Annotated in this window: 24 protein-coding genes; 2 read left to right on the top strand and 22 right to left on the bottom strand. The window is 66.9% G+C overall.

Annotation, left to right across the window (positions count from 1 at the left end; translation table 11 throughout):
* Positions 1 to 6: 6 nt before the first annotated feature.
* The 21 genes from ACGGKE_RS07985 to ACGGKE_RS08085 all read right to left on the bottom strand — a co-directional run bounded on the left by ACGGKE_RS07985 (position 7) and on the right by ACGGKE_RS08085 (position 23,739).
* Positions 7 to 1,920 (bottom strand): SPOR domain-containing protein, encoded by a 1,914-nt coding sequence (locus tag ACGGKE_RS07985; RefSeq protein WP_394436800.1) that lies wholly within the window; start codon positions 1,918 to 1,920, stop codon positions 7 to 9.
* A 124-nt stretch (positions 1,921 to 2,044) separates the two neighbouring features.
* Positions 2,045 to 3,517: a cell division protein FtsZ gene (gene ftsZ, locus ACGGKE_RS07990; RefSeq protein ID WP_394436802.1), complete on the bottom strand. Its 1,473-nt coding sequence runs from the start codon at positions 3,515 to 3,517 to the stop codon at positions 2,045 to 2,047.
* Positions 3,518 to 3,624: 107 nt separating this feature from the next.
* On the bottom strand, positions 3,625 to 4,908 hold the full coding sequence (ftsA, locus tag ACGGKE_RS07995; RefSeq protein WP_228165567.1) for a cell division protein FtsA: 1,284 nt from the start codon (positions 4,906 to 4,908) through the stop codon (positions 3,625 to 3,627).
* Between the two features lie 5 nt (positions 4,909 to 4,913).
* Positions 4,914 to 5,858 carry a cell division protein FtsQ/DivIB gene (locus ACGGKE_RS08000; RefSeq protein ID WP_394436805.1) on the bottom strand — a complete coding sequence of 315 codons (945 nt, stop codon included), beginning with the start codon at positions 5,856 to 5,858 and terminating at the stop codon, positions 4,914 to 4,916.
* Positions 5,851 to 6,816 (bottom strand): D-alanine--D-alanine ligase, encoded by a 966-nt coding sequence (locus tag ACGGKE_RS08005; protein ID WP_394436807.1) that lies wholly within the window; start codon positions 6,814 to 6,816, stop codon positions 5,851 to 5,853. Before ACGGKE_RS08005 ends, ACGGKE_RS08000 begins: the two co-directional genes overlap by 8 nt.
* Complete coding sequence (murB, locus tag ACGGKE_RS08010; protein ID WP_394436809.1) at positions 6,813 to 7,727, bottom strand: UDP-N-acetylmuramate dehydrogenase; 915 nt, start codon at positions 7,725 to 7,727, stop codon at positions 6,813 to 6,815. The genes ACGGKE_RS08005 and murB overlap by 4 nt, the downstream gene beginning before the upstream one ends.
* A complete protein-coding gene (locus ACGGKE_RS08015; RefSeq protein ID WP_394436811.1) occupies positions 7,709 to 7,906 on the bottom strand; it encodes a hypothetical protein in 198 nt (65 codons plus the stop codon). Before ACGGKE_RS08015 ends, murB begins: the two co-directional genes overlap by 19 nt.
* Positions 7,906 to 9,333, bottom strand: a complete 1,428-nt coding sequence (gene murC / locus ACGGKE_RS08020) for a UDP-N-acetylmuramate--L-alanine ligase (protein ID WP_394436813.1) — start codon at positions 9,331 to 9,333, stop codon at positions 7,906 to 7,908. Before murC ends, ACGGKE_RS08015 begins: the two co-directional genes overlap by 1 nt.
* Before the next feature lie 148 nt (positions 9,334 to 9,481).
* Positions 9,482 to 10,648, bottom strand: coding sequence for an undecaprenyldiphospho-muramoylpentapeptide beta-N-acetylglucosaminyltransferase (gene murG / locus ACGGKE_RS08025; RefSeq protein ID WP_394436815.1), 1,167 nt, complete (start codon positions 10,646 to 10,648; stop codon positions 9,482 to 9,484).
* A complete protein-coding gene (locus ACGGKE_RS08030; RefSeq protein ID WP_394436817.1) occupies positions 10,645 to 11,847 on the bottom strand; it encodes an FtsW/RodA/SpoVE family cell cycle protein in 1,203 nt (400 codons plus the stop codon). The genes murG and ACGGKE_RS08030 overlap by 4 nt, the downstream gene beginning before the upstream one ends.
* A gap of 37 nt (positions 11,848 to 11,884) precedes the next feature.
* On the bottom strand, positions 11,885 to 13,210 hold the full coding sequence (gene murD / locus ACGGKE_RS08035; protein WP_394436820.1) for a UDP-N-acetylmuramoyl-L-alanine--D-glutamate ligase: 1,326 nt from the start codon (positions 13,208 to 13,210) through the stop codon (positions 11,885 to 11,887).
* Positions 13,211 to 13,214: 4 nt separating this feature from the next.
* Positions 13,215 to 14,288: a phospho-N-acetylmuramoyl-pentapeptide-transferase gene (mraY, locus tag ACGGKE_RS08040; protein WP_394436822.1), complete on the bottom strand. Its 1,074-nt coding sequence runs from the start codon at positions 14,286 to 14,288 to the stop codon at positions 13,215 to 13,217.
* The gene (murF, locus tag ACGGKE_RS08045) at positions 14,288 to 15,679 is read right to left on the bottom strand and encodes a UDP-N-acetylmuramoyl-tripeptide--D-alanyl-D-alanine ligase (RefSeq protein ID WP_394436824.1); all 1,392 of its coding nucleotides are present in this window, start codon (positions 15,677 to 15,679) and stop codon (positions 14,288 to 14,290) included. Before murF ends, mraY begins: the two co-directional genes overlap by 1 nt.
* Entirely contained in the window at positions 15,676 to 17,130 is a 1,455-nt protein-coding gene (locus ACGGKE_RS08050; RefSeq protein WP_394436826.1) for a UDP-N-acetylmuramoyl-L-alanyl-D-glutamate--2,6-diaminopimelate ligase, read from the bottom strand. The genes murF and ACGGKE_RS08050 overlap by 4 nt, the downstream gene beginning before the upstream one ends.
* Entirely contained in the window at positions 17,130 to 18,833 is a 1,704-nt protein-coding gene (locus ACGGKE_RS08055) for a peptidoglycan D,D-transpeptidase FtsI family protein (protein WP_394436828.1), read from the bottom strand. Before ACGGKE_RS08055 ends, ACGGKE_RS08050 begins: the two co-directional genes overlap by 1 nt.
* The gene (locus tag ACGGKE_RS08060) at positions 18,833 to 19,483 is read right to left on the bottom strand and encodes a colicin transporter (RefSeq protein WP_394436830.1); all 651 of its coding nucleotides are present in this window, start codon (positions 19,481 to 19,483) and stop codon (positions 18,833 to 18,835) included. The genes ACGGKE_RS08055 and ACGGKE_RS08060 overlap by 1 nt, the downstream gene beginning before the upstream one ends.
* Positions 19,480 to 20,442: a 16S rRNA (cytosine(1402)-N(4))-methyltransferase RsmH gene (rsmH, locus tag ACGGKE_RS08065; protein WP_394436832.1), complete on the bottom strand. Its 963-nt coding sequence runs from the start codon at positions 20,440 to 20,442 to the stop codon at positions 19,480 to 19,482. The genes ACGGKE_RS08060 and rsmH overlap by 4 nt, the downstream gene beginning before the upstream one ends.
* The gene (locus ACGGKE_RS08070; RefSeq protein WP_394436834.1) at positions 20,439 to 20,936 is read right to left on the bottom strand and encodes a division/cell wall cluster transcriptional repressor MraZ; all 498 of its coding nucleotides are present in this window, start codon (positions 20,934 to 20,936) and stop codon (positions 20,439 to 20,441) included. Before ACGGKE_RS08070 ends, rsmH begins: the two co-directional genes overlap by 4 nt.
* Positions 20,937 to 21,108: 172 nt before the next feature.
* The gene (locus tag ACGGKE_RS08075; protein WP_394436836.1) at positions 21,109 to 22,365 is read right to left on the bottom strand and encodes an ABC transporter; all 1,257 of its coding nucleotides are present in this window, start codon (positions 22,363 to 22,365) and stop codon (positions 21,109 to 21,111) included.
* A gap of 4 nt (positions 22,366 to 22,369) precedes the next feature.
* Complete coding sequence (locus ACGGKE_RS08080; protein ID WP_394441823.1) at positions 22,370 to 22,699, bottom strand: hypothetical protein; 330 nt, start codon at positions 22,697 to 22,699, stop codon at positions 22,370 to 22,372.
* A gap of 44 nt (positions 22,700 to 22,743) precedes the next feature.
* Positions 22,744 to 23,739: a cysteine synthase A gene (locus ACGGKE_RS08085; protein ID WP_394436838.1), complete on the bottom strand. Its 996-nt coding sequence runs from the start codon at positions 23,737 to 23,739 to the stop codon at positions 22,744 to 22,746.
* A gap of 205 nt (positions 23,740 to 23,944) precedes the next feature.
* On the opposite strand from ACGGKE_RS08085, the gene ACGGKE_RS08090 reads away from it, so the two are divergent.
* Together ACGGKE_RS08090 and ACGGKE_RS08095 are read left to right on the top strand one after the other, a co-directional pair.
* On the top strand, positions 23,945 to 24,901 hold the full coding sequence (locus ACGGKE_RS08090; protein ID WP_394436840.1) for a cell wall hydrolase: 957 nt from the start codon (positions 23,945 to 23,947) through the stop codon (positions 24,899 to 24,901).
* Positions 24,902 to 25,235: 334 nt separating this feature from the next.
* Positions 25,236 to 25,364, top strand: a complete 129-nt coding sequence (locus ACGGKE_RS08095; protein WP_228165547.1) for an entericidin A/B family lipoprotein — start codon at positions 25,236 to 25,238, stop codon at positions 25,362 to 25,364.
* Between the two features lie 172 nt (positions 25,365 to 25,536).
* Here the strand turns inward: ACGGKE_RS08095 and ACGGKE_RS08100 are convergent, their stop codons facing one another.
* Positions 25,537 to 26,178 (bottom strand): DUF4136 domain-containing protein, encoded by a 642-nt coding sequence (locus tag ACGGKE_RS08100; RefSeq protein ID WP_394436842.1) that lies wholly within the window; start codon positions 26,176 to 26,178, stop codon positions 25,537 to 25,539.
* Between the last annotated feature and the right edge of the window lie 49 nt (positions 26,179 to 26,227).

Consider the following 26,227-nt stretch of genomic DNA (forward strand, 5'->3'; position numbering starts at 1 on the left):
CGCCCCTTACTCGCCCGCCAGCGTCTCGACTACCTCCCCCGCGTCGCTTTTCCATGCGAACACGTCGGCGCCGGCGGCCTTCAGCTTGGTTTCCAGTTCCTTGGCGCGGGTGAAGCTGGCGAAGGGGCCAACCAGCAGGCGATTGGTCTGGCCCCATCGCGCGGTCCAGGCATCCTGCGGCGCGATGCTGTCATATTGGCCGCGCAGCCGCTTCATCGTGAAGGCGAGCGCCGACTTGCTCTGGCCGACACCGACCTGCAGCCAGTTGCGCGCGGGATTGTCGGCAAGGCGCTTCTTTTCCTCCGCCTCCTTCTTCGCCTTGGCGGCGGCCTCCGCCTTGGCCTTGGCGGCCGCTTCCTTTTTCGCCTTGGCCGCGGCGGCTGCGGCGGCGGCTTCGCGTTCGGCACGACGTTCCGCCTGCATCGCCGCGATCTCGTTCAGATCGACGGCGGCGACGGTCGTCTGCCGCTCTGCATCGGGGACGTCGATGGCGCGGATAATGTCGGCCAGGGTGCGGGTCGCCTCGGGATCAGGCGCGGGCGGCGGCGATGCGGCAGGCTGGAGCGTGGCGGGACCGGAGGCGGGCGCGGGTTGTGGCGCCGCCGGCGTGGCGGGGGGCGTAGTCGCGCGAGCAACGGCCGTGCCGTCGCGCTGCGCCCCCGGATCGACGGCGGCGGGCCTAGCGGACGCGGGGCCCTGAATCGACTCAAAGCCTGGCGCAGGCGGCCCCTGCATGGTCGACGCGGCTCCGGTGGGCGTCGGAGCGGGCGTGGAGGGCGCGGGCGTTGTCGGCCTTTGGGGCAAGGGCTGGACGACTGGCTGGGCGGGCCGTGCCGGCAGAGGCTGGACCGTCTGCGCCTGCGCAAGCTGGCGCGGCTGCGTGCTGGGGGCGGTCGTCGGCGTCGGTTGGCTGGCGGTGGGAGCGGGCGAAGGTGTGGCCGTGGCCTGAGCTTGCGTCGGCTGGCTTTGAGCCGGCGTGGGCGCGACCCTGCCATCCACGCGCGCGAGCCGCGCGGCTTCGCGCCGCTCGCGGCGCTGTTCGGCGCGACTGAGCGGACGGGGCTTGGCCTGCGCCGGCGGCTGCGCGGCGGCCTGTGCAACCTGCGTAGCGGGCGCAGTGGTCGCCGGCGCGCTGCCGGGCGGCGGGGCAGTCGGCGTGACGGCGGCGATGGTCGTGCCGATCTGCGAGGGGAACTGCCCGAAATGCACGGCCGCTGCCTTCTGCTGCGCGGTCAGATAGGGCATTTTCTCCATATAGGGCGTGATCGCCGCCGCCAGCTGCCCCGGCATGGTCTGCATTGCTACCTTGCGGGCATCGGCCTGGCGGTTGTTCATCGCATAGATGAAGGCGCGATAGCGCCATGCAGCGCGGTCGCTCTTGTAGAGCAGCGGCTCCAGCATCTTTTCCGCAGCGTCCACCTGCCCGGCTATCCCGAGCGAGGCGGCGTAGCGGCGACGCAGTTCGGCATTGTCGGGCGATCGGGCGAGCGCGGCCTGATAGTCGCGCTGCGCCCCCGCCTGGTCGCCGGTCAGGTCGCGCGCCAGCCCGCGATCCATCAGGATCCCGCCATCGGGGAAGCCCAGCCGCTGCGCCTGATCGAACAAGCGCAGCGCCTCACCCGGGTTCTGTAGCTTCAGCATGACCCGGGCCAGCCCCGCCTTGATCCGCCCATTGCCGCTCTGGATCGCGTCGGCGCGCGCGAAGAAGCCCGCCGCGCCATGCGGATCATCCAGCGCCAGCGCCGCCTCGCCCGCCCCGATCATCGCGTCGACGTCGCGCGGGTTGGCGGCGAGCCGCGCGAGATTGCTGTTGAGGTCGGCAGCACCCAGCGGCCGGACCAGGTCGGCCTGATCGGTCTGGGCGGAAGCGGGATGCGCGGCGAGCAGCGCGGCGAGAATCCAGGGAAGAGACTTTGTCACATTTCCCTCTTAGCCGATGCCATGCTGAATGGGAAATTAGCCGAAGCGAAAAGCGCGCCGGGCCGCTCCGGGCGGCCGATGGCGCGCTTTGACGGGCAGTCGCGCGGCCGGACCGCGCGCACCCTTATTGATTGCTCTGGCGATTGAGGAAGCGGGGAATATCGACGCCCGGCGTGCCCTCGTCAGCGTTCGAACCCGGCGCCTTTTCCGATCCGCGCGTCAGGCCCGCCATCCGCTCGAACAGGGTGCCGCCAGTGGCGACGCGCGGGGCGGGCTGGGTCGGGGCGGGCGCAGGAGCCGGCGCGGGCATTTCGGCATTGTCGGCGCCCAGCACCAGTTCATCCTCATCGGGATTTTCGTCCGAGAAGATGGCGGCCGGCTTGGGCGGCGAGAAGGGCGCGGGTGCAGGCGTCGGCGCAGGAGCCGCAGCAGCCGGGGCGGCCATCGGCGCAGGCGCTTCGGGCACGTCCAGTTCCAGCGTTTCCGGCTCGGCCGGCGGCGTGGGCGCGGCCGGCTGCGGCGCGGGCGCCGGCGCGGCAGGCGCGGGACGCGCCGCCTGCTGCGGCACCGACACGGCCGGGCGGCTGGCGAAGCTGAAAGGCTGGGTCAGCGGCGCGGCCTGGCCGCCGACATCATTGTCGATGCCCGTGGCGACGACCGAGACGCGGATCTTGCCGTTGAGATTGTCATTGAAGGCGCTACCCCAGATGATGTTCGCATCCGGATCGACCAGTTCGCGAATATGGTTGGCGGCTTCGTCCACTTCCATCAGGCGCATGTCGTCGCCACCGACGATCGAGACGATGACGCCCTTCGCGCCGCGCATCGACACGCCGTCGAGCAGCGGGTTGGCGATCGCCTTTTCGGCCGCCTGGAGCGCGCGGCCGTCGCCTTCGGCTTCGCCGGTGCCCATCATAGCCTTGCCCATTTCCCCCATGACCGAACGCACGTCTGCGAAGTCGAGGTTGATGAGGCCGGGCATGATCATGAGGTCGGTGATCGAACGCACGCCCTGCTGCAGCACTTCGTCCGCCATCTGGAACGCTTCCTTGAAGGTCGTGTTCGGATTGGCGATCAGGAAGAGATTCTGGTTCGGGATGACGATCAGCGTATCGACATGCTTCTGCAGTTCCTCGATGCCGCTTTCCGCCGACTTCATGCGACGATTGCCCTCGAAGGTGAAGGGCTTCGTCACGACGCCGACAGTCAGGATGCCGCGATCACGCGCGGCCTTGGCGATGACCGGAGCGGCGCCGGTGCCGGTGCCGCCGCCCATGCCGGCGGTAATGAAGCACATATGCGCGCCATTGAGCGCTTCCTCGACCGAGGCGATCGTCTCTTCCGCGGCTGCCTTGCCGATTTCCGGACGCGACCCCGCGCCCAGGCCCTCGGTGATCTGGGGGCCCAGCTGGATGCGGCGTTCGGCGGGCGAGCTGTTGAGCGCCTGCGCGTCGGTATTGGCGACGATGAAGTCCACCCCCTCGACCGACGCGGCAATCATGTTCGCGATGGCATTGCCGCCCGCGCCGCCGACACCGATCACCGCGATGCGCGGCTTCAGTTCGTCCACATGAGGCGGGCTGATCTCAATGCTCATATATTCTGCTCCCTCAGCTTCCTCGTCAGGAAGCGACATCGTCATTAATCGTTAACACCAGAAAATAGGGGATTGAACCACCTAATTTCGTCTTTGCCCAAATTCGTTCAATAGTTCGCCTTGATCGCCCGCATCATGCGCTGCCACCACAGCGGCGCGCCCAGACGATGCACGGTCTGCGGCGCAGGCGCCATGGTGCGGAGATCAACCGGGTTGGAAGCGCCGTAAAGCGCCAGACCCGCCAAAGTCGCGAAAGCCGGGCCACTATGCGCTTCGGGCAAGGCGGACAAGCCCCTGGGGCGTCCGATCCGCACCGCCCGGCCCAACGCGCCCTGGGCATAGTCGGCGATGCCCTTCATTTCCGCGCCACCGCCGGTCAGCACCACCTGCCGTCCCGTCGAGTTGAAGCCCATGCCGGCCAGCGCCGCGTTCACTTCGGTCATGATCTGGTTCAGCCGTTCGCAAATGACGCCCACCAGCGCCGCGCGCGTGATCTTGCCGCCCTCCGCATTGGGGCCGGCCGCCTGGCCCGGCACGGCGACGTCGCCATGGGGCGGCGCGATCTCGATCATCTCGCGAAAGTCGCGGGGATTTTGCATGGCGGAGCCATAGAAGCATTTGATCCGCTCGGCCTGGCTGCGGCGGATGCCGAAGGAGGAGGCGATATCATCGGTGATGTCGGACGCGCCGATCGGAATGGAATGCAGGCCCACCAGCATGCCACCGGCATAGAGCGAGACATTGGTGACGCCAGCGCCCATTTCCACCAGCGCGACGCCAAGATCCCGCTCTTCCTCCGACAGGCAGGCAAGGCCGGTCGCGATCGGCGAGGCGACGATCGAATTGACGTTCAGATACGCGCCGCGCACGCACAGGTCGAGATTGGCAAGCGGCGCGCCGTCCGCCAGCACGACATGAATGTCGACGCCCAGAAGATCGGCGTGCATGCCGAGCGGCTTCTTGACCGGCACCTTGCCATTGATGGTGAAGCAGGTCGGCTGGGCATGAAGCACGATCCGGCCATCGGGATCGATGCCCTGCTGGCCGGTGGTGAGAAGATCGTCAATGTCGGGCTGTTCCACGCGATAGCCGCCCATGTCGCGCTCGACCGTGACGACATCGCTCACCAGGCTGCCGCCCGAAAAGCTGACCCAGACATCCTCGATATTGGTGCCGGCGACGCGCTCGGCCTGCTCCACCGTTTCGCGCACGGCCAGTTCGGTGCGCTCCATATCGGCGATGAAGCCGCGCCGCACGCCCCGGCTTTCCCGCTGGCCCGTGCCCAGGATCGCCAGTTCGCCCGTGTCGGTGCGCCCGGCGATCAGCGCGGACACCTTCCAGGAGCCAATGTCGACCGCTGTGATGAGCTTTTCGACCTTGGGCTGCGCCATGGATTTCAGCCTTCCTCACCTTCCGCCGGGGCAGCGGCGCTCGTCGCCGCCTCAACCGGTTTTTCCTCCACCCGCCCCTGCGGCAGGCGCAGGACGAAGCGATCGGGATCGCGCATGTCGAACTTGACGATGCCCCGGCCGAGCAGCCGGTTCACCCCGTCCATCCGCGCGAAATTCACCAGCGCCGACGCCGATTGCGTATCCCCTTCCGGCAGGGAAAGGGTTTCCCCCGACTGAAAGCGCAGGTCCCAGCGGCGGTTCCCGACCCAGGTGGCGCCGGCGAGCATCGGTTTGAGCGCCGGGGCGTTTTCCATCAGCTTGTTGAGCCCGGCGGTCTGGCGATTGGCGTTGGGGCCAACGACCAGCGGCAGGTCGGGCATGGCGCTGGCCGACACCGTCTGCAGCACGACGCCGGACACATCGATGAGATGCAGTTGCCCGTCATGCTGCCACACCGCAACCGGATCGCGCTCGACAATGTCGACCACCAGCGTGTCGGGCAGGCGACGCGATATGCGCGCATCCTTGACCCAGCCGAGCTTCAGCATTCCGGCGCGGACATGGGGCAGGTCCAGCGACAGCATCGATCGATCGACCTGGCCCAGCGCGATGTTGTAGACCGGCAGTTCGTCCATGCGCTCGACGCCGCGCACCTCGACCTTCTCGACCTCGAAGCCCGCGCGCGCGGCGATGTCCGCCGCCTGTTGCCGCGCGATTTCGGGCAGGCCGAGGAACATGGCGATGGCGACAAGGATCGCGCCGAAGATGCCGACGATCGCCCAGCTCGCCATGCGCTGAAGCGTCGCTTCGCTGACCGGAAGATGCTCGATCAGCCGATCGACCCAGCTTTGCCGCTTGAGCGCGCGACCGCGCCCGGCGCGGCCCGCACCCCTGCCCTTGGCGCTGCTCATGCGCGCGGCGCCGCCGCGCCTTATCCGTGCCTCAGCCATGCCCCTGCCCCGTCTTTCCCGGCGTTGCGGAGCGGCCCAGCGCCTCCTCCACGATCGTTTCGACCAGCGTGGCATAGTCGATGCCCAGCTTCGCCGCCTGTTCGGGAACGAGGCTGAGCGGCGTCATGCCGGGCTGGGTGTTGACTTCCAGCAGATAGAGGCCGTCTAGCCCGCGCTCGTCATCCCAGCGGAAATCGGCGCGCGACGCGCCGCGGCAGCCGAGCAGCTGATGCGCGCGCAAGGCGATCGCCTTGCAGGCTTCGCTGATTTCGGGCGGGATGTCGGCGGGGCAGACATGCTCGGTCATGCCGTCGGTATATTTGGCGTCGAAATCGTAGAAGCCGCTTTTGGGACGCAGCTCCGTCACCAGCAGCGCTTCGTCGCCCAGCACGGCGGTGGTGAGTTCGCGGCCGCGAATATAGGGTTCGGCCAGCAGCTGGGGGAAGTCCTGCCAAGGGCCGATGCTGTCGCGGGCGATGGGATCGCCACAATTGCCCTCCGCGGTCACGATGGCGACGCCGACTGAGCTGCCTTCATTGACGGGTTTCAGCACATAGGGGCGCGGCAGGGGGTCGGCGGTGAACAGGCTTTCGCTGTCGACGACATGGCCGCCGGGCATCGGTATCCCGTGTGGCAGGAGCGCCTGCTTGGTCAATTGCTTGTCGATCGCGATGACGGAGGTGGCAAGGCCGCTATGGGTGTAGGTGAGGCCCATCAGGTCCATCATGCCCTGGATCGTGCCGTCTTCGCCCGGCACGCCGTGCAGCGCATTGAACACGACGTCGGCCTGGGCGTCGGCCAGGCGCCGCGCCACGTCGCGATCCATGTCGATGCGCGTGACCTTGTGGCCGCGCGATTCCAGCGCCTTGGCCACGCCCTCCCCGCTCGACAGCGACACCGGCCGCTCCGCCGACCAGCCGCCCATCAGGACGGCGACATGCCAGGGACCGCGAGTCACTTCGCCACTCCGACGCGCTGAATTTCCCATTCCAGTTCAATTCCACTTTTGTCTTTGACGCGGCGGCGGACTTCCTCGCCCAGCGCCTCGATGTCGGCGCTGGTGGCGTTGCCGGTGTTGAGGAGGAAATTGGTGTGCTTCTCGCTCACCTGCGCGCCGCCCAGTTGCAGGCCGCGGCAGCCTGCTTCGTCGACCAGTTGCCAGGCCTTGTGACCATCGGGATTCTTGAACGTCGATCCGCCGGTCTTGCTGCGCAGCGGCTGGCTTTCCTCCCGCGCGGCGGCGATGCGGTCCATTTCCGCCTGGATCGCGGCGGGTTCGCCCGGCTTCCCCCGGAAGCAGGCGCTGACCACGATCGCCCCATCGGTAAGATTGGAGTGGCGATAAGTGTAAGCTAGGTCGCGATTGAGCAGCGTCACCTGCTCGCCCGAGCGCAGCACAATGTTGCACTCCACCAATATGTCGGCCGTCTCGCGGCCATAGGCTCCGCCGTTCATGCGGACGAAGCCGCCCACCGTGCCGGGAATGGAGCGCAGAAACTCAAGCCCAGCGATGCCCGCATCCCGGGCGGTCGACGAGACGAGGATGCCCGACGCTCCAGCGCCGCAGACCAGCGTCGTTTCGTCCTGCCGCTCGACCCTGGCGAACGGCTTGCCGAGACGCACCACGACGCCCGGCACGCCGCGGTCGCGAACGATGAGGTTGGAGCCGAGGCCAAGCGCCATCACGGGCATGTCCGGGTCAAGCTGGGCGAGGAAGTCGGACAGATCGTCCGCATCCTGCGGCTCGAACAGCCACTGCGCGGGTCCGCCCGTCTTGAACCAGACGAGCGGGGCCAGCGGCGCGTCCGCCTTCAATGCGCCGCGAACGGCCGGAAGAGCGATCGTCGCCGTCAAGTGCGGACGCCCCACAGGTTCATCCAGTTCTTCATCGCCTTCATGCCCGCCTCGTTCGCCTGCGCGACGGCCATGCCGCTCTGCACCTGGCGCTGCGCGGCCTCCACCATGTCGCGCGCAGCTTCCACGCCCTGCATTTGGGCGTCGATCATGCGCTTCTGCATTTCCAGGCCGACGGCGAACAGTTCGAACATCAGACGGTTTCCTTCACCTTGGCAGAGACGGCGGCGGCAAGCCCGGCCGCCCATTTTGTGATGTCGCCCGCGCCCAGGCAGACGATCATGTCGTCGGGCTGAAGGTCGGCGGCGATGTGGGTCGCAAGATCGTCAGCGTCGGCGACCGTCGCGGCATGGCGATGGCCCCGCCGCTTGAGCCCGGCGACCAGCGCGGCGCTGTCGACATCCTCAATCGGCTGTTCGCCCGCGGCATAGACGGGCGCGGCATAGACGATGTCGGCATCGTTGAAGGCCTGCTGGAATTCATCCATCAGGTCGCGCAGGCGCGTGAAGCGGTGCGGCTGGACGACGGCGACCACCCGCCCTTTCGCGCCTTCGCGCGCCGCGGCGAGCACGGCCTTGATCTCGACGGGATGGTGGCCGTAATCGTCGATCACGCTCGCAGCGCCGTGTTCCAGCGCGATGTCGCCGACCTTGGTGAAGCGCCGCTTCACCCCGCCGAACTTCTCGAAACCCGTGCAGATGACGTCGTGGGCGATGCCAAGCTGCAGCGCGACGCCGATCGCGGCGAGGCTGTTGGACACATTATGCCGACCGGGCATGGGCAGCAGAATGTCGCTGATTGTTTCGACATGGCCATCGCGATCGCGGATGATGACGTCGAAGATGTTCCCGCCCGGAACGGGGCGCACATTTTCCCCGCGAATGTCCGCCTGCGCCGAAAAGCCGTAGGTGACGATGCGGCGATCCTGCACGCGCGGCAGGATCGCCTGCACTTCGGGATGATCGAGGCACAGCAAAGCGGCGCCGTAGAAGGGGACATTGCCGACGAATTCGACGAATGCGTCCTTCACCCGATCGAAGCTGCCATAATGATCGAGATGCTCGGGATCGATATTGGTGACGACTGCGATCGTGCCGTCGAGCCGCAGGAAGCTGCCGTCGCTCTCGTCAGCTTCCACGACCATCCAGTCGCTGTTGCCCAGCCGCGCGTTGGAGCCATAGCTGTTGATGATGCCGCCGTTGATGACCGTGGGATCAACCCCGCCCGCGTCCAGCAGCGCGGCGATCATGGACGTCGTCGTGGTCTTGCCATGGGTGCCGGCGACCGCGACAGTGGATTTGAGGCGCATCAGTTCGGCCAGCATTTCCGCGCGGCGGATCACGGGAACCCGGGTTTCGAGCGCCAGTTCGACTTCGGGGTTGCCGCGCTTGATCGCGGTCGATGTGACGACCACGGCGGCGTCGCCGAGATTTTCGGCCTTGTGGCCGATCATCACCTTGATCCCCTTGGCGCGCAGCCCTTCCACGACATAGCCTTCGGCCACGTCGGAGCCCTGCACGCTATACCCCAGATTATGCATCACTTCGGCGATACCGGACATGCCGATGCCGCCGATGCCGATGAAATGGATCGTGCCGATGTCGGTGCCGACACCCTTCATGCTATTCCTCCAAAATATGGCGAGGGAAACCGCCGCGAAGCGATGGTGGAAGGGAAGCCCCCCACGCGCCGCCCCGGGAGGATAGCCCCCTCCGTCAGCCCCTTGGGCTGCCACCTCCCCGTGCCGGGGAGGATTTCAATTTCAGCTGTCACGCCGGCACACCCTGCAGATTCAGCGTGGTGGGCGTCGGGCCGGCCTTGACCGGATCGTTCATGATCGGCGCGCGGCCGATGCTTTCCAGAAGGTCGGCCATGTCACGGGCGGCGTCGGGCCGGCCGCACTTGCGCGCGCGCCTGGCGGCATTCTGAAGCGCGCCGGGCTCCATCGCCATTTTCTGCATCTGCTTGGCCAGTTCGACGGCGGTGAAGCGCGCCTGCGGGATGGTGCGCGCGCCGCCGGCCTGCGTCATTTCGCGCGCATTGGCGGTCTGATGATCGTCCATCGCGCTGGGCAGCGGAATGAGGATAGCGGGCCGCCCGGCGCAGGTCAGCTCGGCCAGCGTGGACGCGCCGGCCCGCGCGATCACCAGATGCGACCAGCCCAGCTTTTCGGGCACGTCGTTGAAATAGGTGGCGAGGTCGGCGGGGATTTCCATCTCCGCATAGGTCTTGCGCACGCGCTCGATATCCTCGGCGCGGCATTGCTGCGTCACCTGCAGTCGGCGGCGCAGCGCGACCGGCAGCATCGACAGGCCTTCGGGCACGACGCTCGACAGGATCGTCGCGCCCTGGCTGCCGCCGATGACGAGCACGCGGAACACGCTCTCGTCGGTGAGGGCGGGGAACTCCTCCTCGCGCAGCTGCTTGACTTCCTCGCGCACGGGGTTGCCGACCAGATGGACCTTCCCGGCATGGCGAGGCTTCATCCGCTCGACATCGGGATAGGCGGTGGCGATGGCGTCGACCCGGCCGGCGAGGATGCGGTTGACGCGGCCGAGCACCGCATTCTGTTCATGAATGGCGGTGGGCACGCCGTCCGCTAGTGCGCCCAGCAGTGCGGGCATGGCCGGATAACCGCCAAAGCCCACCACGGCGGTCGGACGGAACGTCTCGTTCAGCCGGCGCGCCATGGCGCGGCCGGCCAGGATCGCCTTGAGCGCGCCGGGCCAGCTCGCCGGGTTTTTGGTCATGCGGCCCGCTGGCATGACATGGACTTGCGCCTTGTCGAAGATGCCGGGGATCTTCGCGCCGCGCTCGTCCGTGACCAGCGCGACATGATGGCCGCGCGCCATCAATTCTTGCGCCACCGCATGGGCGGGAATCATGTGACCCCCCGTCCCGCCGGCGGCGAGGACGAAGTGACGGGAAATGCTCATCGACCACTCCATTTGACCACCGTATGCCGGCCCATGAAGGGATTGCGTCGCGTGAAGGCGAGCAGCAGGCCGACCCCGATGCAAAGCGCGAGCATAGAGGAGCCGCCATAGCTGATAAAGGGGAGCGTCATGCCCTTGGACGGAAATATCTGCGCATTGACGCCCATGTTGATGATCGCCTGAAGCCCGAACTGGGTGGTGAGGCCAGCAGCGGCGAGGATGGTGAAGACATCCTCCTCGTCCAGCAGGCGCAGCAGCACGCGCACGATGATGGCAAGGTAGACGCAGGCTATGGCGATGCAGGCGAGCAGGCCGAATTCCTCGCCGATGACCGAGAAGATATAGTCGGTATGCGCTTCAGGCAGGCGGAACTTGTTGAGGCCCCCGCCCGGCCCCACACCCGTGAAGCCGCCATGCGTGATGGTGCGGAAGGCGAGGTCGGTCTGGTCGGGGCCGGTGTCCATCTGGACGCCGATGCCAAGGAAGTCGTTGATGCGCTGCCGTCCATTTTCATAGAACATGTAGACGGCGATGAGGCCGACGAGGCCCGCGCTGCCCAGCATCGCGATCCAGCGCATCTCCAGCCCGGACAGCAGCAGCAGCGCGCCCCAGCAGGCAAGGAAAATCACGGTCTGGCCAAAATCGGGCTGCTTCATCAGGATGGCGCCGATCAGCAGGGTAAGAGCGCCGGTCAGGGGGACGACCGGGAGGCTCATGTCTTTCACGCGCAGCGACAACAACCATGCCAGTGTCACGACATAGGCGGGCTTCAGGAATTCCGAGGGCTGAAACCGGAATCCGGGCAGATCGATCCACCGCTTAGCCCCATTCACCGTCGATCCCAGGATCGGGACACACAGGAGCATGACGAAGAAGAAGGCGCAGAGGAAAATGGCGAGCCGGCGCGCCTGGGGCCTGGGCAGCATGGAAATGACCAGCATGATCGGCAGGCCGATCATCACCCACATCAACTGACGGTAGAAATAGATGAGCGGGTTGACCGCGACATCGGCAGTCGATCGGTCGATCGCCGCCACCGGCGACGCGGCGGCGACCGCGACCAGGCCGATCGCCATCAGAGCGACGATCAGGGACAGGAGAACGCGATCAATTTCCCAGAACCAGATGGCGAGCGCGGTGCGTTCGCGCGGGACGGTGCGGGTGCGGAAACCCTTCACCAGTTCGCCGGCCCTCGACATCCCTGTTCCCCTTTTGCTCATCGCCCCTGTGCCTTCCCTATTCCAGCGCGCTGACGGCCGCGACGAAAGCGTCGCCGCGCGCTTCGAAATCGCGGAACTGATCGAAACTGGCGCAGGCCGGCGACAACAGCACGATGTCCCCCGGCCGGGCGATCCGCGCCGCGCGGCGGACGGCGGCGCTTAGCATCTCGCTGTCGTCCACCGCCATATGCGGGCGCAGCAGATCGGCGAACATATGGCCCGCTTCGCCGATGGTGTAGGCATGGGCGATATTGCCGAAGTGCGGCGCGCATTCGTCGAGATTGTCGGACTTGGCGACGCCGCCCAAAATCCAGTGGATGCGCGGCTTGCCGTCGATCGTGGGCCACGCAGCAAGCGCCGGCGCGGTCGAGGCGGCGTTGGTCGCCTTGCTGTCGTTGACATAGAGCACGCCGTTATGGGTCCGGACCGCCTGCATGCGGTGGGGGAGAGCGGCGTAGCTGGCCAGCGCATTCGCGATCGTCGCTTCGTCGATGCCGAGCGCTTTTGCGACAGCGATCGCGACAGCTGCATTCTGCGCATTATGCGGGCCTTGGAGCGAGGGCCAGCCAAGCTGTTCGCTGATGCCGATATCGGACGAGGCCACGTCGACCACGTCGTCCCCGCGGATCTTGCGGAGAGAATGAGCGATATCGCGGCTCGGTTCGTCTTCGGTCGCGACCACGGCCGTCTGGCCGACCGACTGCATCGCGAACAGGCGCGCCTTGGACGCGACATAGCCAGCGAACCCGTCATAGCGATCCAGATGATCGGGCGTGATGTTGAGCAGCACGGCGACGTCGCAATCGAGGCTGTGCGTGAGGTCGATCTGGTAGCTCGACAGTTCCAGCACATAGACGCCGACGCCGTGGAGGTTGGGCTCCAGCGGTGGCTGGCTGAGGATCGGCAGGCCGATATTGCCACCCATGACGGTGGGATAGCCGGCCTGTTCGACAATATGGTGGATCAGCGCCGTGGTGGTCGACTTGCCGTTTGTGCCGGTGATGCCCACGACCTTGTGCGGCGGCAGGGTCGGCCGGGCGAGCGCGAACAGTTCGATGTCGCCGATGATCGGCACGCCGGCGAGCCTGGCGCGCATAGAGATGGGGTGGCGGTTCAAGGGCACGCCCGGCGACACGACGATGCCGTCGAAGCCGGCTAGGTCGATCTCCAGGGGATCGCCCAGTTCGGCCTTGTCCGCGACCAGCGCGCGCGCTTCTTCCCGGCTGTCCCAGGCAACGACGCGGGCGCCGCTGGCCACCAGCGTGTCCACCGTCGCCAGGCCGGAACGCGCCAGCCCGAGCACGGCGTAGGTTTTTCCCTCGAAGGCCTTCGACACGATCATCGGCTTACCTCAGCTTCAGCGTGGCGAGGCCGGCGAGCGCCAGCACGAAGGCGATGATCCAGAAGCGGATCACCACGGTCGGTTCGGCCCAGCCCATCTGTTCGAAATGATGATGGATCGGCGCCATACGGAAGACGCGCTTGCCGGTGCGCTTGTAGAAGAAGACCTGGATGATGACCGACATCGCCTCCACGACGAAGAGGCCGCCGATAATGCCGAGCACGATTTCATGATGGGCGGTGACGGCGATCACGCCGATCGTACCGCCCAGCGCCAGGCTGCCGGTGTCGCCCATGAAGACCGCGGCGGGCGGCGCGTTGAACCAGAGAAATGCGAGACCCGCGCCGATGATCGCGCCGCACAGGATGGTGAGGTTGCCGGCGCCCGGCACATGCGGGATGCCGAGATAGTCGGCGAAGTCCGCGCGGCCAACCAGATAGACGATAGCCATGAACGCCATGCAGGCGATGATGACAGGCATGGTCGCCAGACCGTCAAGGCCATCGGTCAGGTTGACCGCATTGCCGAACGCGACAATGACGAAGGCGGCGAAGCAGAAATAGAAGGGGCCAAGCTCGATCGCCGGACCATTGTAGAAGGGCACGTAGAGCGCGGTATTGCCATGCTGGTTGACAATCATCCAGGCGGCGACGCCGGCGATCAGGAACTCGAAGATCAGGCGCATCTTGCCCGACAGCCCCTTGTGGCTGGCCTTGGTCACCTTGTCATAGTCGTCGAGGAAGCCGATCGCGCCGAAGCCCAGGGTCACGAAAAGGCAGGCCCAGACATAGGTGGACGCCAGGTCCATCCACAGCAGCACCGACGCGACCATGGAGGTGAGGATCATGAGCCCGCCCATGGTCGGCGTGCCGCGCTTGGCGAGATGTGTTTGCGGGCCATCGGTGCGGATCGGCTGCCCCTTGCCCTGGCGCACGCGCAGCCAGCCGATGAATTTGGGGCCGATCACCAGGCCGATGATGAGCGCCGTCGCGATCGCCGCGCCGGCGCGGAAGGACAGATAGCGGATGAGGTTGAAGACGCCCGCGAAGTCCAAGGTCTGGGCAAGCCAGTAAAGCATCAGTTCGTATCTCCGTCGCGGGCGGCTTCGCTAAGGGCGGCGACCAGGCGGGACAGCCCGACGCCATTGGAGCCCTTGACCAGGATCGCGTCGCCCGCACGCATTTCTTTCCGGATAAGAGGGATGGCGCTCGCGGTGTCGGGCACATGGGCGTAGGCAATGGCCCCATCCAGCGCGTCGGCGAGCGGCGCCATTTCCGCGCCGACCAGCAGGGCGAAGTCGACCGCACCCTCCCCGATCGGCTTTGCAAGCCCAGCATGCAGATCGGCGCTGGCGCTGCCCAGCTCGCGCATGCCGCCCAGCACGGCGATGCGGCGATCGGCGCTTTCGCGGCCAAGCTGCTTCAGGGTCGCGGCCATCGACAGGGGATTGGCATTATAGCTTTCGTCGATCAGCAGCGCTTCGCCGCCGGCGACGGGCAGGATGCGCCGCTCGCCCCGGCCCGGAAGCCCCGGCATTTCCGCGAGCGCCAGGCCAGCGGCGGCAAGATCGCCGCCCACCGCCTCGACCGCGGCGAGCACGGCAAGCGCATTCGATACCCAGTGATCGCCCGGCGCAGCGACGGTGAAGCATAGTTCCGCGTCCGGCAGACGCGCCGTCACCAGCGTGCCGCCGGCCGGCGCGGGTACGGTTTCCAACGCGCAGACATCGGCGTCCGGGCTCATGCCGAAGGTCAGGATACGGCCGGCATGCCGCTCCGCCTTGTTGTAGAGAGTCGCGACATGGGGGCTGTCATAGGGAATGATCGCGGTGCCGCCCGGCTCCAGCCCCTCGAAAATCTCGGCCTTGGCCTCGGCGATCTTCGCTTCGGTCCCGAAAAATTCGATATGCGCGGGCGCGATGGCGGTGACGATGGCGGCATGGGGCCGGACCTGCCGCGTCAGCGCCGACAGTTCGCCGGCATGGTTCATGCCCATTTCGAAGATGCCGAAGGCGCTGTCGCGCGGCATCCGCGCGAGGCTGAGCGGCACGCCGACATGGTTGTTGTAGCTTTTGACCGAGCGATGGACACGCCCCGGCGCGGCGCGATCGAGCGCCAGGAACAGCGCTTCCTTGGTGCCGGTCTTGCCGACCGATCCCGTGACGCCGACGACCTTGCCCGCCATGCGCCTGCGGGCGGCGACGCCTAGCGCTTCCAGCGCTGCGGCGCTGTCCGTCACGCGGACATGGGGATGATCGACGGCGTCGCTGACGATCGCGCCGGCCGCGCCTTGCGCGAACGCCTTGTCGATGAAGCGATGGCCGTCCGTGGTTTCGCCCTTCATAGCAACGAACAGGTCGCCCTGCGTCAATTCGCGGCTGTCGAAGGCGACGCCAGAAACGGCGAACGGCGCCGACGCGGCGCCGCCCGTGGCCTCGGCAATGTCTGCAGAGGTCCAGAGGTCGCTCACCCCGCGCACTCCCGCGCAACGGTGACGTCATCGAACGGCAGGACGCGATCGCCGATGATCTGGCCCTGTTCATGGCCCTTGCCGGCCAGCAGCACAATGTCCTGCGCGCCGGCCTGCGCGATCGCGGCGGCGATGGCGTCGCGGCGGCCGCCGATTTCCTGCGCGTCCGGCGCGCCCGCCAACACAGCGGCGCGAATGGCGCTGGGTTCTTCCGAGCGGGGATTGTCGTCCGTCACGATGACATGATCGGACAGGTCGGCCGCGACCTTGCCCATTTGCGGACGCTTGCCCGCGTCGCGGTCGCCGCCCGCTCCGAACAGGGTGATGAGCCGCCCCCGGGTATGCGGCCGCAGCGCTTCGATAGCGGCGCGCAGGCCATCGGGCGTATGGGCATAATCGACATAGACGGGCGCGCCCGCCTTGCTGATGACCGCGCGCTCCAGCCGGCCGCGCACGGGCTGAAGCCGGCCGAGCGATTCCATGACCCGGGCGATGTCGCCCCCGGTCGCGATGACCAGGCCCGCGGCGGTCAGGGCGTTCGCGGCCTGATAGGCGCCGATCAGCGGCAGAGTGACCTTGTAGAGCGTGCCGTCGGCTTCGATTTCCAGCGCCTGGCCCAACTGGGTCGGGGTGCGGTTGGCAAGCCTGAGGCCCTGCCCCTTCACCCCGACGCTCAGCACACGAAGCCCCCGCTTCGTAGCCCGTTCGATCGCCTTGTCCGACCATGCGTCGTCGGCCCAGATGACGGCGCTGCCCTGCGGCGCGACGACTTCGTCGAACAGCCGCATCTTGGCGTCGAAATAGCTGTCCATGTCGCCATGATAGTCGAGATGATCGCGCGACAGGTTGGTGAAGGCCCCGGCCAGGACCGGCAGCCCTTCGGTGCGATACTGGTCAAGGCCATGGCTTGACGCTTCGAAGGCCGCGTGGGTGATGCCTTCGCGGCGCAGGCCCGCCATGTTGGCGAGGAAGGTGACGATGTCGGGCGTGGTGAGGCCGGTCGACACCTGATCGACCGCGGTGGTGACGCCCAGCGTGCCGATCGATGCGGAGTTATGGCCCAGCATCCGCCACAGCTGTCGGGCGAGTTCGACCGTGCTGGTCTTGCCGTTCGTGCCGGTGACCGCGACGGTGACTTCGGGGAAAGGCGCGAAGAAGCGCGCCGCCAGCTGCGCGAAGAGGCGGCGGGGATTGGCGTCGGCGATATGGATCGCGCCGTCCACCTTCGCTTCGGGGCGGGCGACGATGGCGATGGCGCCGGCCCGGATCGCTTCGGGAATATAATCCTCGCCATTGACGCGCAGGCCCTGGAATGCGCCGAAGACGGTGCCCGGCGCGACCTTGCGATTGTCGATCGCGAAGCCCGTGACGGACGTGTCGAGGTCGCCAGCGGCGTTCACCGCTTTGGCGACCTCGGTATCCAGCTCCTCGACAAGCGACCCGAGGCGCATCACTCTTTCTCCTTCTCGCCGTGCAGCAGCGGCATCAGATCGGAAATATCGACGTCGCGCCGCTCGTCCGGCATCACGCCCAGCATCGGGCCGGTGCGCTCGACCACCCGCTTTACCACCGGCGCGGCGGTCCAGGCGGCGGTGCGCAGGCCGAACTGCCCCGTCGCTTCGTCCATGATCGCGACGACGACATAGCGGGGATTGTCCATCGGGAAGGCAGAAGCGAAAGTCGTCACCAGCGAAGTCTTGTTGTAGCGCCCTTCCTGGGGCTTTTCGGCCGAACCCGTCTTGCCGCCCACCCGGAATCCCTTGGCGTCGGCGCTACGCCCTGTACCTTCCGACACGATCATCCGCAACAGCTGCCGCATCCGAGCGCTGGTCGCGGCGGAAAAGACGCGGCGGCCGTGGGGCACGTCCTGCGGCCGCAGCTTGCGCACGGTCGCGGGCCGCCACATGCCGCCATTCACCAGCGCCGCATAAGCGGTCGCCAGATGCAGGGGCGTGACGGCGATGCCGTGACCGTAGGACACGGTCATGCTGGTGATGCGGCCCCAGTTGGACGGCCACAATCCCCCTGCCCGCTCGTTGAACTCGATCGGCGCGCGCTGGTCGAAATCGAGGCTGCGGAACAGCTTCTGCAACGGCGCGGCGCCCATTTCATCGGCGATGCGCGCGGTGCCGATGTTCGAGCTGTGCACCAGGATTTCGGGAACGTTGATCCAGCGGCCGAGCGGATGGTCGTCCTTGATGCGGAAGCCCGCGACGGCGAGCGGCGCGGTGGCGTCATAGCGCTTGCTCATCGAGGTGACGACGCCGGCATCCATGGCGGCGGCGATCGACAGCGGCTTGAAGGCGGAGCCAAGCTCATAGCGCGCCTGCACCATATGGTTGCAAAGCGGCGATTCCGAACAGCGCTTGCCCGCGTAATTCTGCAGCTTGTTGGGATCGAACACCGGGATCGACGCCATGGCGATGACTTCGCCAGTATTGACGTCAAGGATGATGCCGCCCGCGCCCTTGGCCCGGGTCTGGACCAGCTGCGCATAAAGCTCACTTTCGAGCGCACCCTGCACGCGGCTGTCGATCGACAAGGCGAAAGGCTGGCCGCGCAGCGCCGGATCGATCAGCCGGTCGTTGAAAGCCGCCTCCGCGCCCATGCCGCCCACCCCCTCGCCATTGGGTGCGAAGCCCAGAATATGGGCGGCGAGCGTGCGCTGCGGGTAGAGGCGTTCCTTTTCGCGCGGAAATTCGATGCCGATTTCCCCGAGCGCATTCACCGCCGCCACCTGTTCGGGCAGCGCGCGGCGGCGCAGATAGGCCCAGCCCTTGCCGGACAGCTTCTTGTAGAAGGCGGATTCGGTTTCGTCGGGGAAGATTTGATGCAGCTTGCGGGCAAGCTCCGCCGGTTCGCCGATCAACTTGGAAGGCCGCACCGAGATGGAATAGGCGTCCATCGTCCGCGCCAGCGGCACGCCGTTGCGATCGACGATGTCGGCCCGCGCAGGCACGAACGGGCCCAGCGCACCGTCGCCGCCCGCCCCCTGCGCAAAAACGCCGACCCAAAGGAGCCGGCCGATCAGGATGGTGGTGATGCCCAGGAACAGGATGAGCAGAAGCATCAACCTGTTGTGCGCCGTGGCGGTCAGGCTGACCCGTTGCCGCCCCGCGCGCGGTCCACCGGGCTGGACGATGATCGTGGCCATCAGCGCGCTCCCTTCCGCTTTTCCCGGGCCGCCCGGGCGGTGAGATCGCCGAGCGTGCTGTCGTCGAGCAGCTTGGCGTCCAGCATCGCCATCCGCTCCGCCTTGCGCGCGATCGGATTGGGTTTGGACATGTCGGCGTCGGCTTTCGCCTGGGCGACCGGAGCGCGCGGCGCGGGCCGGGGAAGCGTATCGACATTGTCCGCGGCGTGCGCCTCGCGGATGATGGCGATGTCGCTGCGGATCTGAGTCGCGGCCGGGCTTTCAGGCGCCTTCTGCGGCGCGGACGGCAGGTCGGCGGGAGTTTCCACCATCGCCACCATGACGGGCGGCGCGACATAGTCGGGGCCGTTGGGCTGAACGCCGTCCAGCTGCGCCAGCGCACGCTCTCCACCCAGATATTGCTGTGCGGTCGGCGTGGCGTAGAGAAAGTCGTGCTGGTTCCAGCTTTCCAGCTGGCGCATCGAGGCGCGCGCGCTGAATTCCGTTTCCAGATAGCGGATGTCGGCCTTGGCCGCGGCGATCTGGTAGCGGACGCGCATCAGCTCGTTGCGTTCCGTCGCGACCTTGAGTGAGATCATATAGGCCCCGAGCGCGCCAAGCGCGACCAGGATCACCCAGATCAGGCTCTGCAATCTCTTGACGGCGATCATGCGCGGCTACTCCGGGACGACGAGGGGGCGAGCGAAGCGGCGACCGGCGCGGCCGTGCGGATCGCGCTGCGCAGGGTGGCGGAGCGGGCGCGGGGGTTGCGCGCCAGTTCCGCCTCGCCGGGGCGCACCGCCTTGGCCGGCTTGCCGAAGGTCGGCTGCGGCCCGGCGGCGCGTTCGGGCAGATGCCGCGAACCCGCGCCTTCACCGCCGCTGCGCTTGCGCAGGAACTGCTTGACGATGCGGTCTTCCAGGCTGTGGAAGGTCACGATGGCGAGGCGCCCGCCCTCTTCCAGCAGCGCCTCGGCCGCTTCCAGCCCGCGCTCCAGCTCCTCCAGCTCGCGATTCACATGGATGCGGATCGCCTGGAAGGTGCGGGTCGCCGGATCCTTCTTGTCATGCGGCTTGTGGCCGAGCGCGCGGCGCACCACGGCGGCGAGCTGGCCGGTCCGCTCCAGCGGGCGCGCTTCGACGATGGCGCGCGCGACGCGGCGCGAACGCGGCTCTTCGCCATAACGGTAGATGACGTCGGCGATTTCCTCTTCCGGGGCAGAGTTGAGGAAATCGGCCGCGCTCATGCCGTCCTGGCTCATCGTCATCGCCAACGGGCCGTCGGCCTGAAAGGAAAAGCCGCGTTCGGGCCGATCGAGCTGCATCGAGGAGACGCCGATGTCGAGCGTTACGCCCGACACCCGGTCGACGCCGCGCTCCGCCAGCAATTGCGCCATGCGGGAAAATTCGCCGGGGATCAGAGTGATGCCGTGCGCGGCGGCCACGCCCTGCCCTTCGCGGATCGCGTCGGGATCGCGATCGAAGGCGAAGACGCGGGCGCCGGCGTTGGCCATGGCGCTGCTATAGCCGCCTGCCCCGAACGTGCCGTCGACATGGATTTCGCCCGGCGCGATGGCGAGGGCGTCCAGCACCTCGTCGATCAGCACCGGGACATGAGGCGCAGCGCTCACTTGCCACCCCCCGCCGCGCGCTGATCGAGCCAGCGCCGTACCTTGTTGCGGATCAGCGCGGGGCGATCGGGGCTTTCGACCAGCGCTTCGGGCCTCCAGATCTGGAAGTAGCGGCCCACGCCATAGAAGAAGACGGCGTCGGTGATGCCGGCTTCTTCCTTGATGTCGGGGTGGAGGAAGAAACGGCCGCCATCGTCGAAATTGACGTCTTCGATCGTGCCGAGTCGGTTTTCGCGCTCCAGATCGGCATTGAAGTCGCGCCCGGCTTCATAAGCCTGGCGCTCCAGCTTCTCGACCTCGTCGAACAGGAACTGCTTGTGCGACAGGCCAAAGCCCGTCGCGCAGCCATTGTCGAAGTGCACGGACAGGCAGAGGCGATTCTGGCCGCCGCTGGCCTGGGCCACCAGCTTGCGCATCTCCAAGGGCAGCACGAAACGGCCCTTGCCGTCCGCGACGCTGAACGCGTTGCCCGAATAGAGAATGACGTCCGACACGCTGGAAACTGGCCCCTTTTCAATGGGACGCAGGCCGTCCTTCGCCGGAATCGCGAACAGACCATCCGACAAACAGGACTGCACAAAGCCTGACGAACCCCAATGCCGGTTTTCCTACCAAGCATGGAGCCGACTGAAAAGGGAAAAGTCGGGAGAGGATGGGAAAAGCTGGTCAAAAGTGGGTTGAGGGGATTTTCTCTGTTTCTCCTGTCAGGTTTTCACTTTTTGTTCCGACTTCTCTACGCTGGAATTGCCGGCGCAGCAATGCGCCACCCAGCATCGCCCATCCTGTCCCAACCAGAATCGCCCAGCGCAGCCCCGCAACCACGTTCGCTGGCGCGCGCATCCAGCGACGCCCCTGCGGAGTCGCGGAGCCCAGCCATTGCGCGACGCACGCGGGCGCATCGGCGCTCCAGGCGCGTGGATCGAGCGGATCGCCGGAGGCCGCCAGCCAGAGCCGGTCGTCGATCAGGTCTGCGTCCCCCACCAGCAGCACATCGCCTGCTCCTACCCGCCGCCGCTGCATCGCCGCGCCGTCTGCCATCCAGGCGGCGGAGAGGGTGAGAAGCTGGTCCTCCGCCGTGAAGTGGCGAACCTCCGCCGGCTGGAACTGGCCGGGGGAAAAGCCCCAATGAGCCAACAAAGGGGCGAGCCATGTGGCGGACGGCGCCCGCCGCCGATCCCCCAGCGGCAGGTCGGAAGGCCAGCGCAGCAGCGGATCGGCAAGCACCAGAGCGGTGCCGCCACGCCTGACCCAGGCGTCGATCGCCACGCGCTGCGCCGGGGTCATGGGACGCGGCTGGGCCAGCAGCAGTCGGTCCGCGCCGCTGCGGGGCAGATCGATCGGATCATCCAGTGGTTCGACCGTGAAGCGCGTGCGCAGGACCGTGACGATCGGAGCGTCGTGCGGAGCGGTCCCGCCCTGTCCCGGCTCCGCCCAGAAGAGCGGAAGACCGGTCAGCACCGCAAGCCTTGGCCGATCGGCCACGGATGCCAGCGGCTGGGCGGGGCCGCGCCAGAGCAGCAACGCCGCCGCCGCCATCATCAGGACGGCGACAGGACGGGCCGCGCGGACCGGCGGCCGCCGCAGCCAAGCGCCGGCAAAGGCGGCCAGCAGCGCGACCAGGACCAAGCCAAACGCCGCCGACACCAGCGGCAGGCGATCGGCCGCAATCGTGCAGAAGAGCAGCGGCGGCACTGCTGCGCCGATCGCGCCCCAGGCCAGCACCAGCCAGGACCGTCGGGCCAGCGACAGGCCGGCCAGCACGATCAGAAGCGCGACAGGCATGCTCCAGTCCCAGGGATCGGCCTGCCCGGTCCGCAAGGCGCGCCAGAGGCCGGCCAGCAATGCGGCGATCATCGGCAGCCAGAAACAGAGGAATCCCTTCAGCGCCGCTGTCGCGACGCGCCCTCCCCTGCGGCTGCCCATCCGGTCAGTTGGGTTGCTGGGCTGGATCGCGATCGAGCGGCTGCGCCGGATCCCGGTCCATGGGTTTCTTGAGATTGGGATCAGGCTGAAGGTCGGGCACGATCGGCGCTTGCTCGGGCGCGGGCTGCACGCCCAGTTCCGCCAGCGGCTCCTTGGGCGCGAGCGCGTTGGTTTCGAGCGTCGTCGTCACTGGCGGCGCCAGCGCGGCGTCATCGACCCGCGCCTTTTCGATGACGATATTGGCCAGGCCGACGAGCAGCACGACGCCCGCCAGGCCGGTCAGTCCGATCTGAACGCGCTGCAACCCTTCCTGGCGGCGGGGCGTATCGACCATGTTCGCGCTCTTGTTCCCGTCCTCGCCGCGACCCGTGTCGGCGATCATGCAGTGTGCGCGAGCCAGGGGAAGACCGTCAAGCCCTTCGATTCCAGCCATGGGCGGTTATAAAGGGTGGAAAGATAGCGGAAACCGGTATCGCAAAGGATGGTCGCGACGCGCTTGCCCGGCCCCAATTGCCTGGCCAGCGCCACCGCGCCCGCGACGTTGATGCCCGAGGACAGACCCAGGCACAGCCCCTCCTCGCTCAGCAAGCGACGGACCCAATGCAACCCATCCTCATCGGAAATGCGGAACTGGGTGTCGATCGGCGCGCCTTCCAGATTGGCGGTGATGCGCCCCTGCCCGATGCCTTCGGCGACGGACGAGCCTTCGGCCTTGAGTTCGCCATGGGCATAATAGTTGTAGAGCGCCGCGCCATGGGGATCGCTGAGCGCGATGATGACATTCTCATCCCGCGCCTTGAGCCCCAGGCCGACGCCGGCAATGGTGCCGCCCGTGCCCGCCGCGCACGTGAAGCCGTCGATGCGGCCGTCCATCTGCGCCCAGATTTCCTCCGCCGTGCCCACGATATGCGCCTTGCGATTGGCGATATTGTCGAACTGATTGGCCCAGATCGCATTGTCGGTCTCTTCCGCGATGCGGCGCGAGGTGTGGACGAAATGACCGGGGTTGGAATAGGGCGCGGCCGGCACCGTGACCAGTTCCGCCCCCAGCGCCCGCAACGTGTCCATCTTTTCGCGGCTTTGTGTTTCGGGCATGACGATGATCGTCTTGTAGCCCTTGGCATTGGCGACGAGCGCCAGGCCGATGCCGGTATTGCCCGCCGTCCCTTCGACGATGGTCCCGCCGGGCTTCAGCAGCCCCTTCTCCTCGGCATCATTGACGATGAACAGCGCCGCCCGGTCCTTCACCGATGCGCCGGGATTGGCGAATTCGCATTTGGCGAAAATGTCGCAGCCCGTCTCTTCAGAAGGGCCGGCGAGGCGCACCAGCGGCGTATTGCCGATGAGCGCGAGACTGTTGGGGGAAAGCAGCATGGCGCCACGCATAGCGGAGCAGGCGCGGCTTTGCCAAGCAAGCGAATGATGCCTGGGACAAAGGGTCGGTTTAAGCGCGCGGCTTAACCTTTTCCGCCACGCCCGTCCCAATGCGGCACGCGGCGATTCTACAGGAGAAATAGGTGGAGATTTCGCCTATGGGAGGCCCGGAGCATGGCGTGAGGCCATGCGCGGGAATGGCGACATGCGAGCAACGGGATGGAAGGCGAAGGGCGGGATCGCCCTGCTGGCGCTGTGCGCGCTGGTCGCACCGCGCCTGATCACCGCCGCGCCGCTCGACCTGCTGGAAGGCAGCGCCGCGCCCGTCGACCCCACCGAGCAGCCCGGCGACAATTTCCCCGGCTCGGCCTTCTTCTTCGCGGAAGGCGCGTTCGATCCGGTGCCGGGCGTGGAAACCGTGCGGAGCGCGCATGTGCTGGGGCTGGACGCAGTCAGGGCCGCGCCCGCGGGCGTGTTTCGTGGCATCACCGCGCTGGACAGCTATCGCGCGCTCAATTGCCTGACCAACGCCATCTATTATGAAGCAGGGAACGAGCCGGAGGATGGGCAGCGCGCGGTGGCGCAGGTGGTGCTTAACCGGGTGCGCAGTCGGCTATGGCCAGACAGCGTGTGCGGCGTCATCTACCAGGGGTCCGAACGGACCGACTATAAATGCCAGTTCACCTTCAGCTGCGACGGGTCGATGATGCGCATCCCCGCGCCAGCCGCATGGGCGCGCGCGCGGCGCATCGCGCAGGAGGCGCTGGCCGGGTCCGTCTATGCGCCCGTCGGCCTGGCCACCCATTATCATACGCTGGCGGTGCGGCCTGACTGGTCAGGGATGCTGCAACCCGTCGCGGTCGTGGGCGCGCATATCTTTTACCGCAATCCCGGCTTCAACGGCACAGTCGCGGCGTTCACCGCCGCTTATGCCGGTCGGGAACTGATTTCCGGCCCGGCGCGCCACAGTTGGCCGGCAAGGCCCGCGCCAACACAGAATTTGATGAGATCCCTGGGTCCGGCTCTGGCAGCCTTTGCGCCCAGCCCCGGCGGCGATGCTGTATCTGCCGCGCCCGCACAAGTTGCGCCCGCGCCCAATGAACGCTTGCCGGAATCCACCATTCGCCCGGAATATCGCAACAGCGGCCGTCCGCTGATCTGACATTTTCGCGGTTAATTTCTTACACACCAGCGAAGTGCTTGACGGAGCGCAAAAATAAAAATCGTGCTCCCTGAACATAGGCGGGAACCGAATGCGTCCGTCGGCGGTTCTGCACTTCGGATAGCAAATCTTTTGCCCCCCGCTCTTGCTATCCACAAAATATGAGCCCGGAACGTTTCTCCCCCCCCGACGCGTTCCGGGCTCAGACTTTTTTGGGCAACAGCCTGAAATCTTTATTGTTTAGGATCCGGAACGGATTTCGCCGGCGCGGGTTCTTTCTCTCGTCGCCGCCCTGGACAGCCAGGCGGCAACAGTTTCTTGAGGAGATTTCCCGATGGCGAAGAAGATTTTTACCGCCTTGCTGCTCACCGGTTCGCTGATGGTCGCCGCGTGCAACACCGTCGAAGGCGCCGGCCGCGACGTGCAGAGCGCTGGCCAGGCCGTAGAAGACGCCGCGGACTAAAGGCGCGCCCGCTTTTTCATTGACCCCCTCCCTAGCATGGGCTCGCCGGGCAGACGGCGAGCCCTTTTTTTTGTCGGGCGCCCCCCCCCGTGGCATACCGCTAGCCCACGAAAAAGCCCGGCGCCTCTGTCGAGGGCCGGGCTCTATCCATCCGCCAAGCTGGCGGCTTTGATCAGCCGCGACTTTCCGGCGGCAGCGTGATCTTCACATTCTCGCCATTCTGGCCGGGGAAGTTGGTGAACATCGCGTCGATCAGGTTGGGCACCAGATAGGTGAGCTTGTTCGAGAGCGACTGCGCGCTCGCCGTGCCTTCGAACAGGCGGCGATTGTCAGCCGCGCGATCGATCTTCAGGCTGAGGTCGCTGGTATAGACGGTATAGCTCGACACATCGGTATAGCCGCTCGGCCCGAACAGCCAGGGATCATAGAAGCCATAGCCCCAGGGACGGCCCCAGCGGCCGCGCCATCCCCAGCCGCCATAATAGGGATCGCCAAAGCCGGTCGAGCGGACCTTTTCACGGCCATTATCGACCTTGTAGGCGACGCGCACGATCATGTCGGCGCCGGCGGGATCATTGGCGCGGACATAGCCGGTCTGCGCCAGTCGCTGTCCGACAAGGTCGGCATAATGGGCGAATTCCAGGCCGCCGGCGAGCTTGGGATCATCGGCGACGATCGTGAAGCTCTGCCCCGCGGGCGCGGGCAGTTGCTGGAAGCGGGCGACATCGGCCTTGAAAGACGTGGCGCAGCCCGACAGCGCCACCAGCGCCAGGGCGGGCGCCGCGAACAGACCGAACTTCTTGATACGGGTCATTTTTCTGCGTCCTGTGACAGGCATGGAGCCTGGGTTCATTCTTGCGCCC

Source organism: Sphingobium naphthae, assembly GCF_043589935.1.
In the GTDB taxonomy this organism is placed as follows: Bacteria; Pseudomonadota; Alphaproteobacteria; order Sphingomonadales; family Sphingomonadaceae; genus Sphingobium; species Sphingobium naphthae_A.

Coding starts and splice junctions, on each gene's coding strand:
- ACGGKE_RS08030 (WP_394436817.1), bottom strand. CDS start 11,847: ATGTCGAGGGCCGGCGAACTGGTGAAGGGTTTCCGCACCCGCACCGTC.
- ACGGKE_RS08075 (WP_394436836.1), bottom strand. CDS start 22,365: ATGGGCAGCCGCAGGGGAGGGCGCGTCGCGACAGCGGCGCTGAAGGGA.
- ACGGKE_RS08080 (WP_394441823.1), bottom strand. CDS start 22,699: ATGGTCGATACGCCCCGCCGCCAGGAAGGGTTGCAGCGCGTTCAGATC.
- ACGGKE_RS08085 (WP_394436838.1), bottom strand. CDS start 23,739: ATGCTGCTTTCCCCCAACAGTCTCGCGCTCATCGGCAATACGCCGCTG.
- ACGGKE_RS08095 (WP_228165547.1), top strand. CDS start 25,236: ATGGCGAAGAAGATTTTTACCGCCTTGCTGCTCACCGGTTCGCTGATG.
- ACGGKE_RS08050 (WP_394436826.1), bottom strand. CDS start 17,130: ATGCGCCTCGGGTCGCTTGTCGAGGAGCTGGATACCGAGGTCGCCAAA.
- mraY (WP_394436822.1), bottom strand. CDS start 14,288: ATGCTTTACTGGCTTGCCCAGACCTTGGACTTCGCGGGCGTCTTCAAC.
- murD (WP_394436820.1), bottom strand. CDS start 13,210: ATGATCGTGTCGAAGGCCTTCGAGGGAAAAACCTACGCCGTGCTCGGG.
- ftsZ (WP_394436802.1), bottom strand. CDS start 3,517: ATGAGCATTGAGATCAGCCCGCCTCATGTGGACGAACTGAAGCCGCGC.
- ACGGKE_RS08055 (WP_394436828.1), bottom strand. CDS start 18,833: ATGGCCACGATCATCGTCCAGCCCGGTGGACCGCGCGCGGGGCGGCAA.
- ACGGKE_RS08100 (WP_394436842.1), bottom strand. CDS start 26,178: ATGACCCGTATCAAGAAGTTCGGTCTGTTCGCGGCGCCCGCCCTGGCG.
- ftsA (WP_228165567.1), bottom strand. CDS start 4,908: ATGGCGCAGCCCAAGGTCGAAAAGCTCATCACAGCGGTCGACATTGGC.
- murC (WP_394436813.1), bottom strand. CDS start 9,333: ATGAAGGGTGTCGGCACCGACATCGGCACGATCCATTTCATCGGCATC.
- ACGGKE_RS08090 (WP_394436840.1), top strand. CDS start 23,945: ATGCGAGCAACGGGATGGAAGGCGAAGGGCGGGATCGCCCTGCTGGCG.
- murG (WP_394436815.1), bottom strand. CDS start 10,648: ATGAGCATTTCCCGTCACTTCGTCCTCGCCGCCGGCGGGACGGGGGGT.
- ACGGKE_RS08015 (WP_394436811.1), bottom strand. CDS start 7,906: ATGTTCGAACTGTTCGCCGTCGGCCTGGAAATGCAGAAGCGCATGATC.
- ACGGKE_RS08060 (WP_394436830.1), bottom strand. CDS start 19,483: ATGATCGCCGTCAAGAGATTGCAGAGCCTGATCTGGGTGATCCTGGTC.
- ACGGKE_RS08000 (WP_394436805.1), bottom strand. CDS start 5,858: ATGGCTGAGGCACGGATAAGGCGCGGCGGCGCCGCGCGCATGAGCAGC.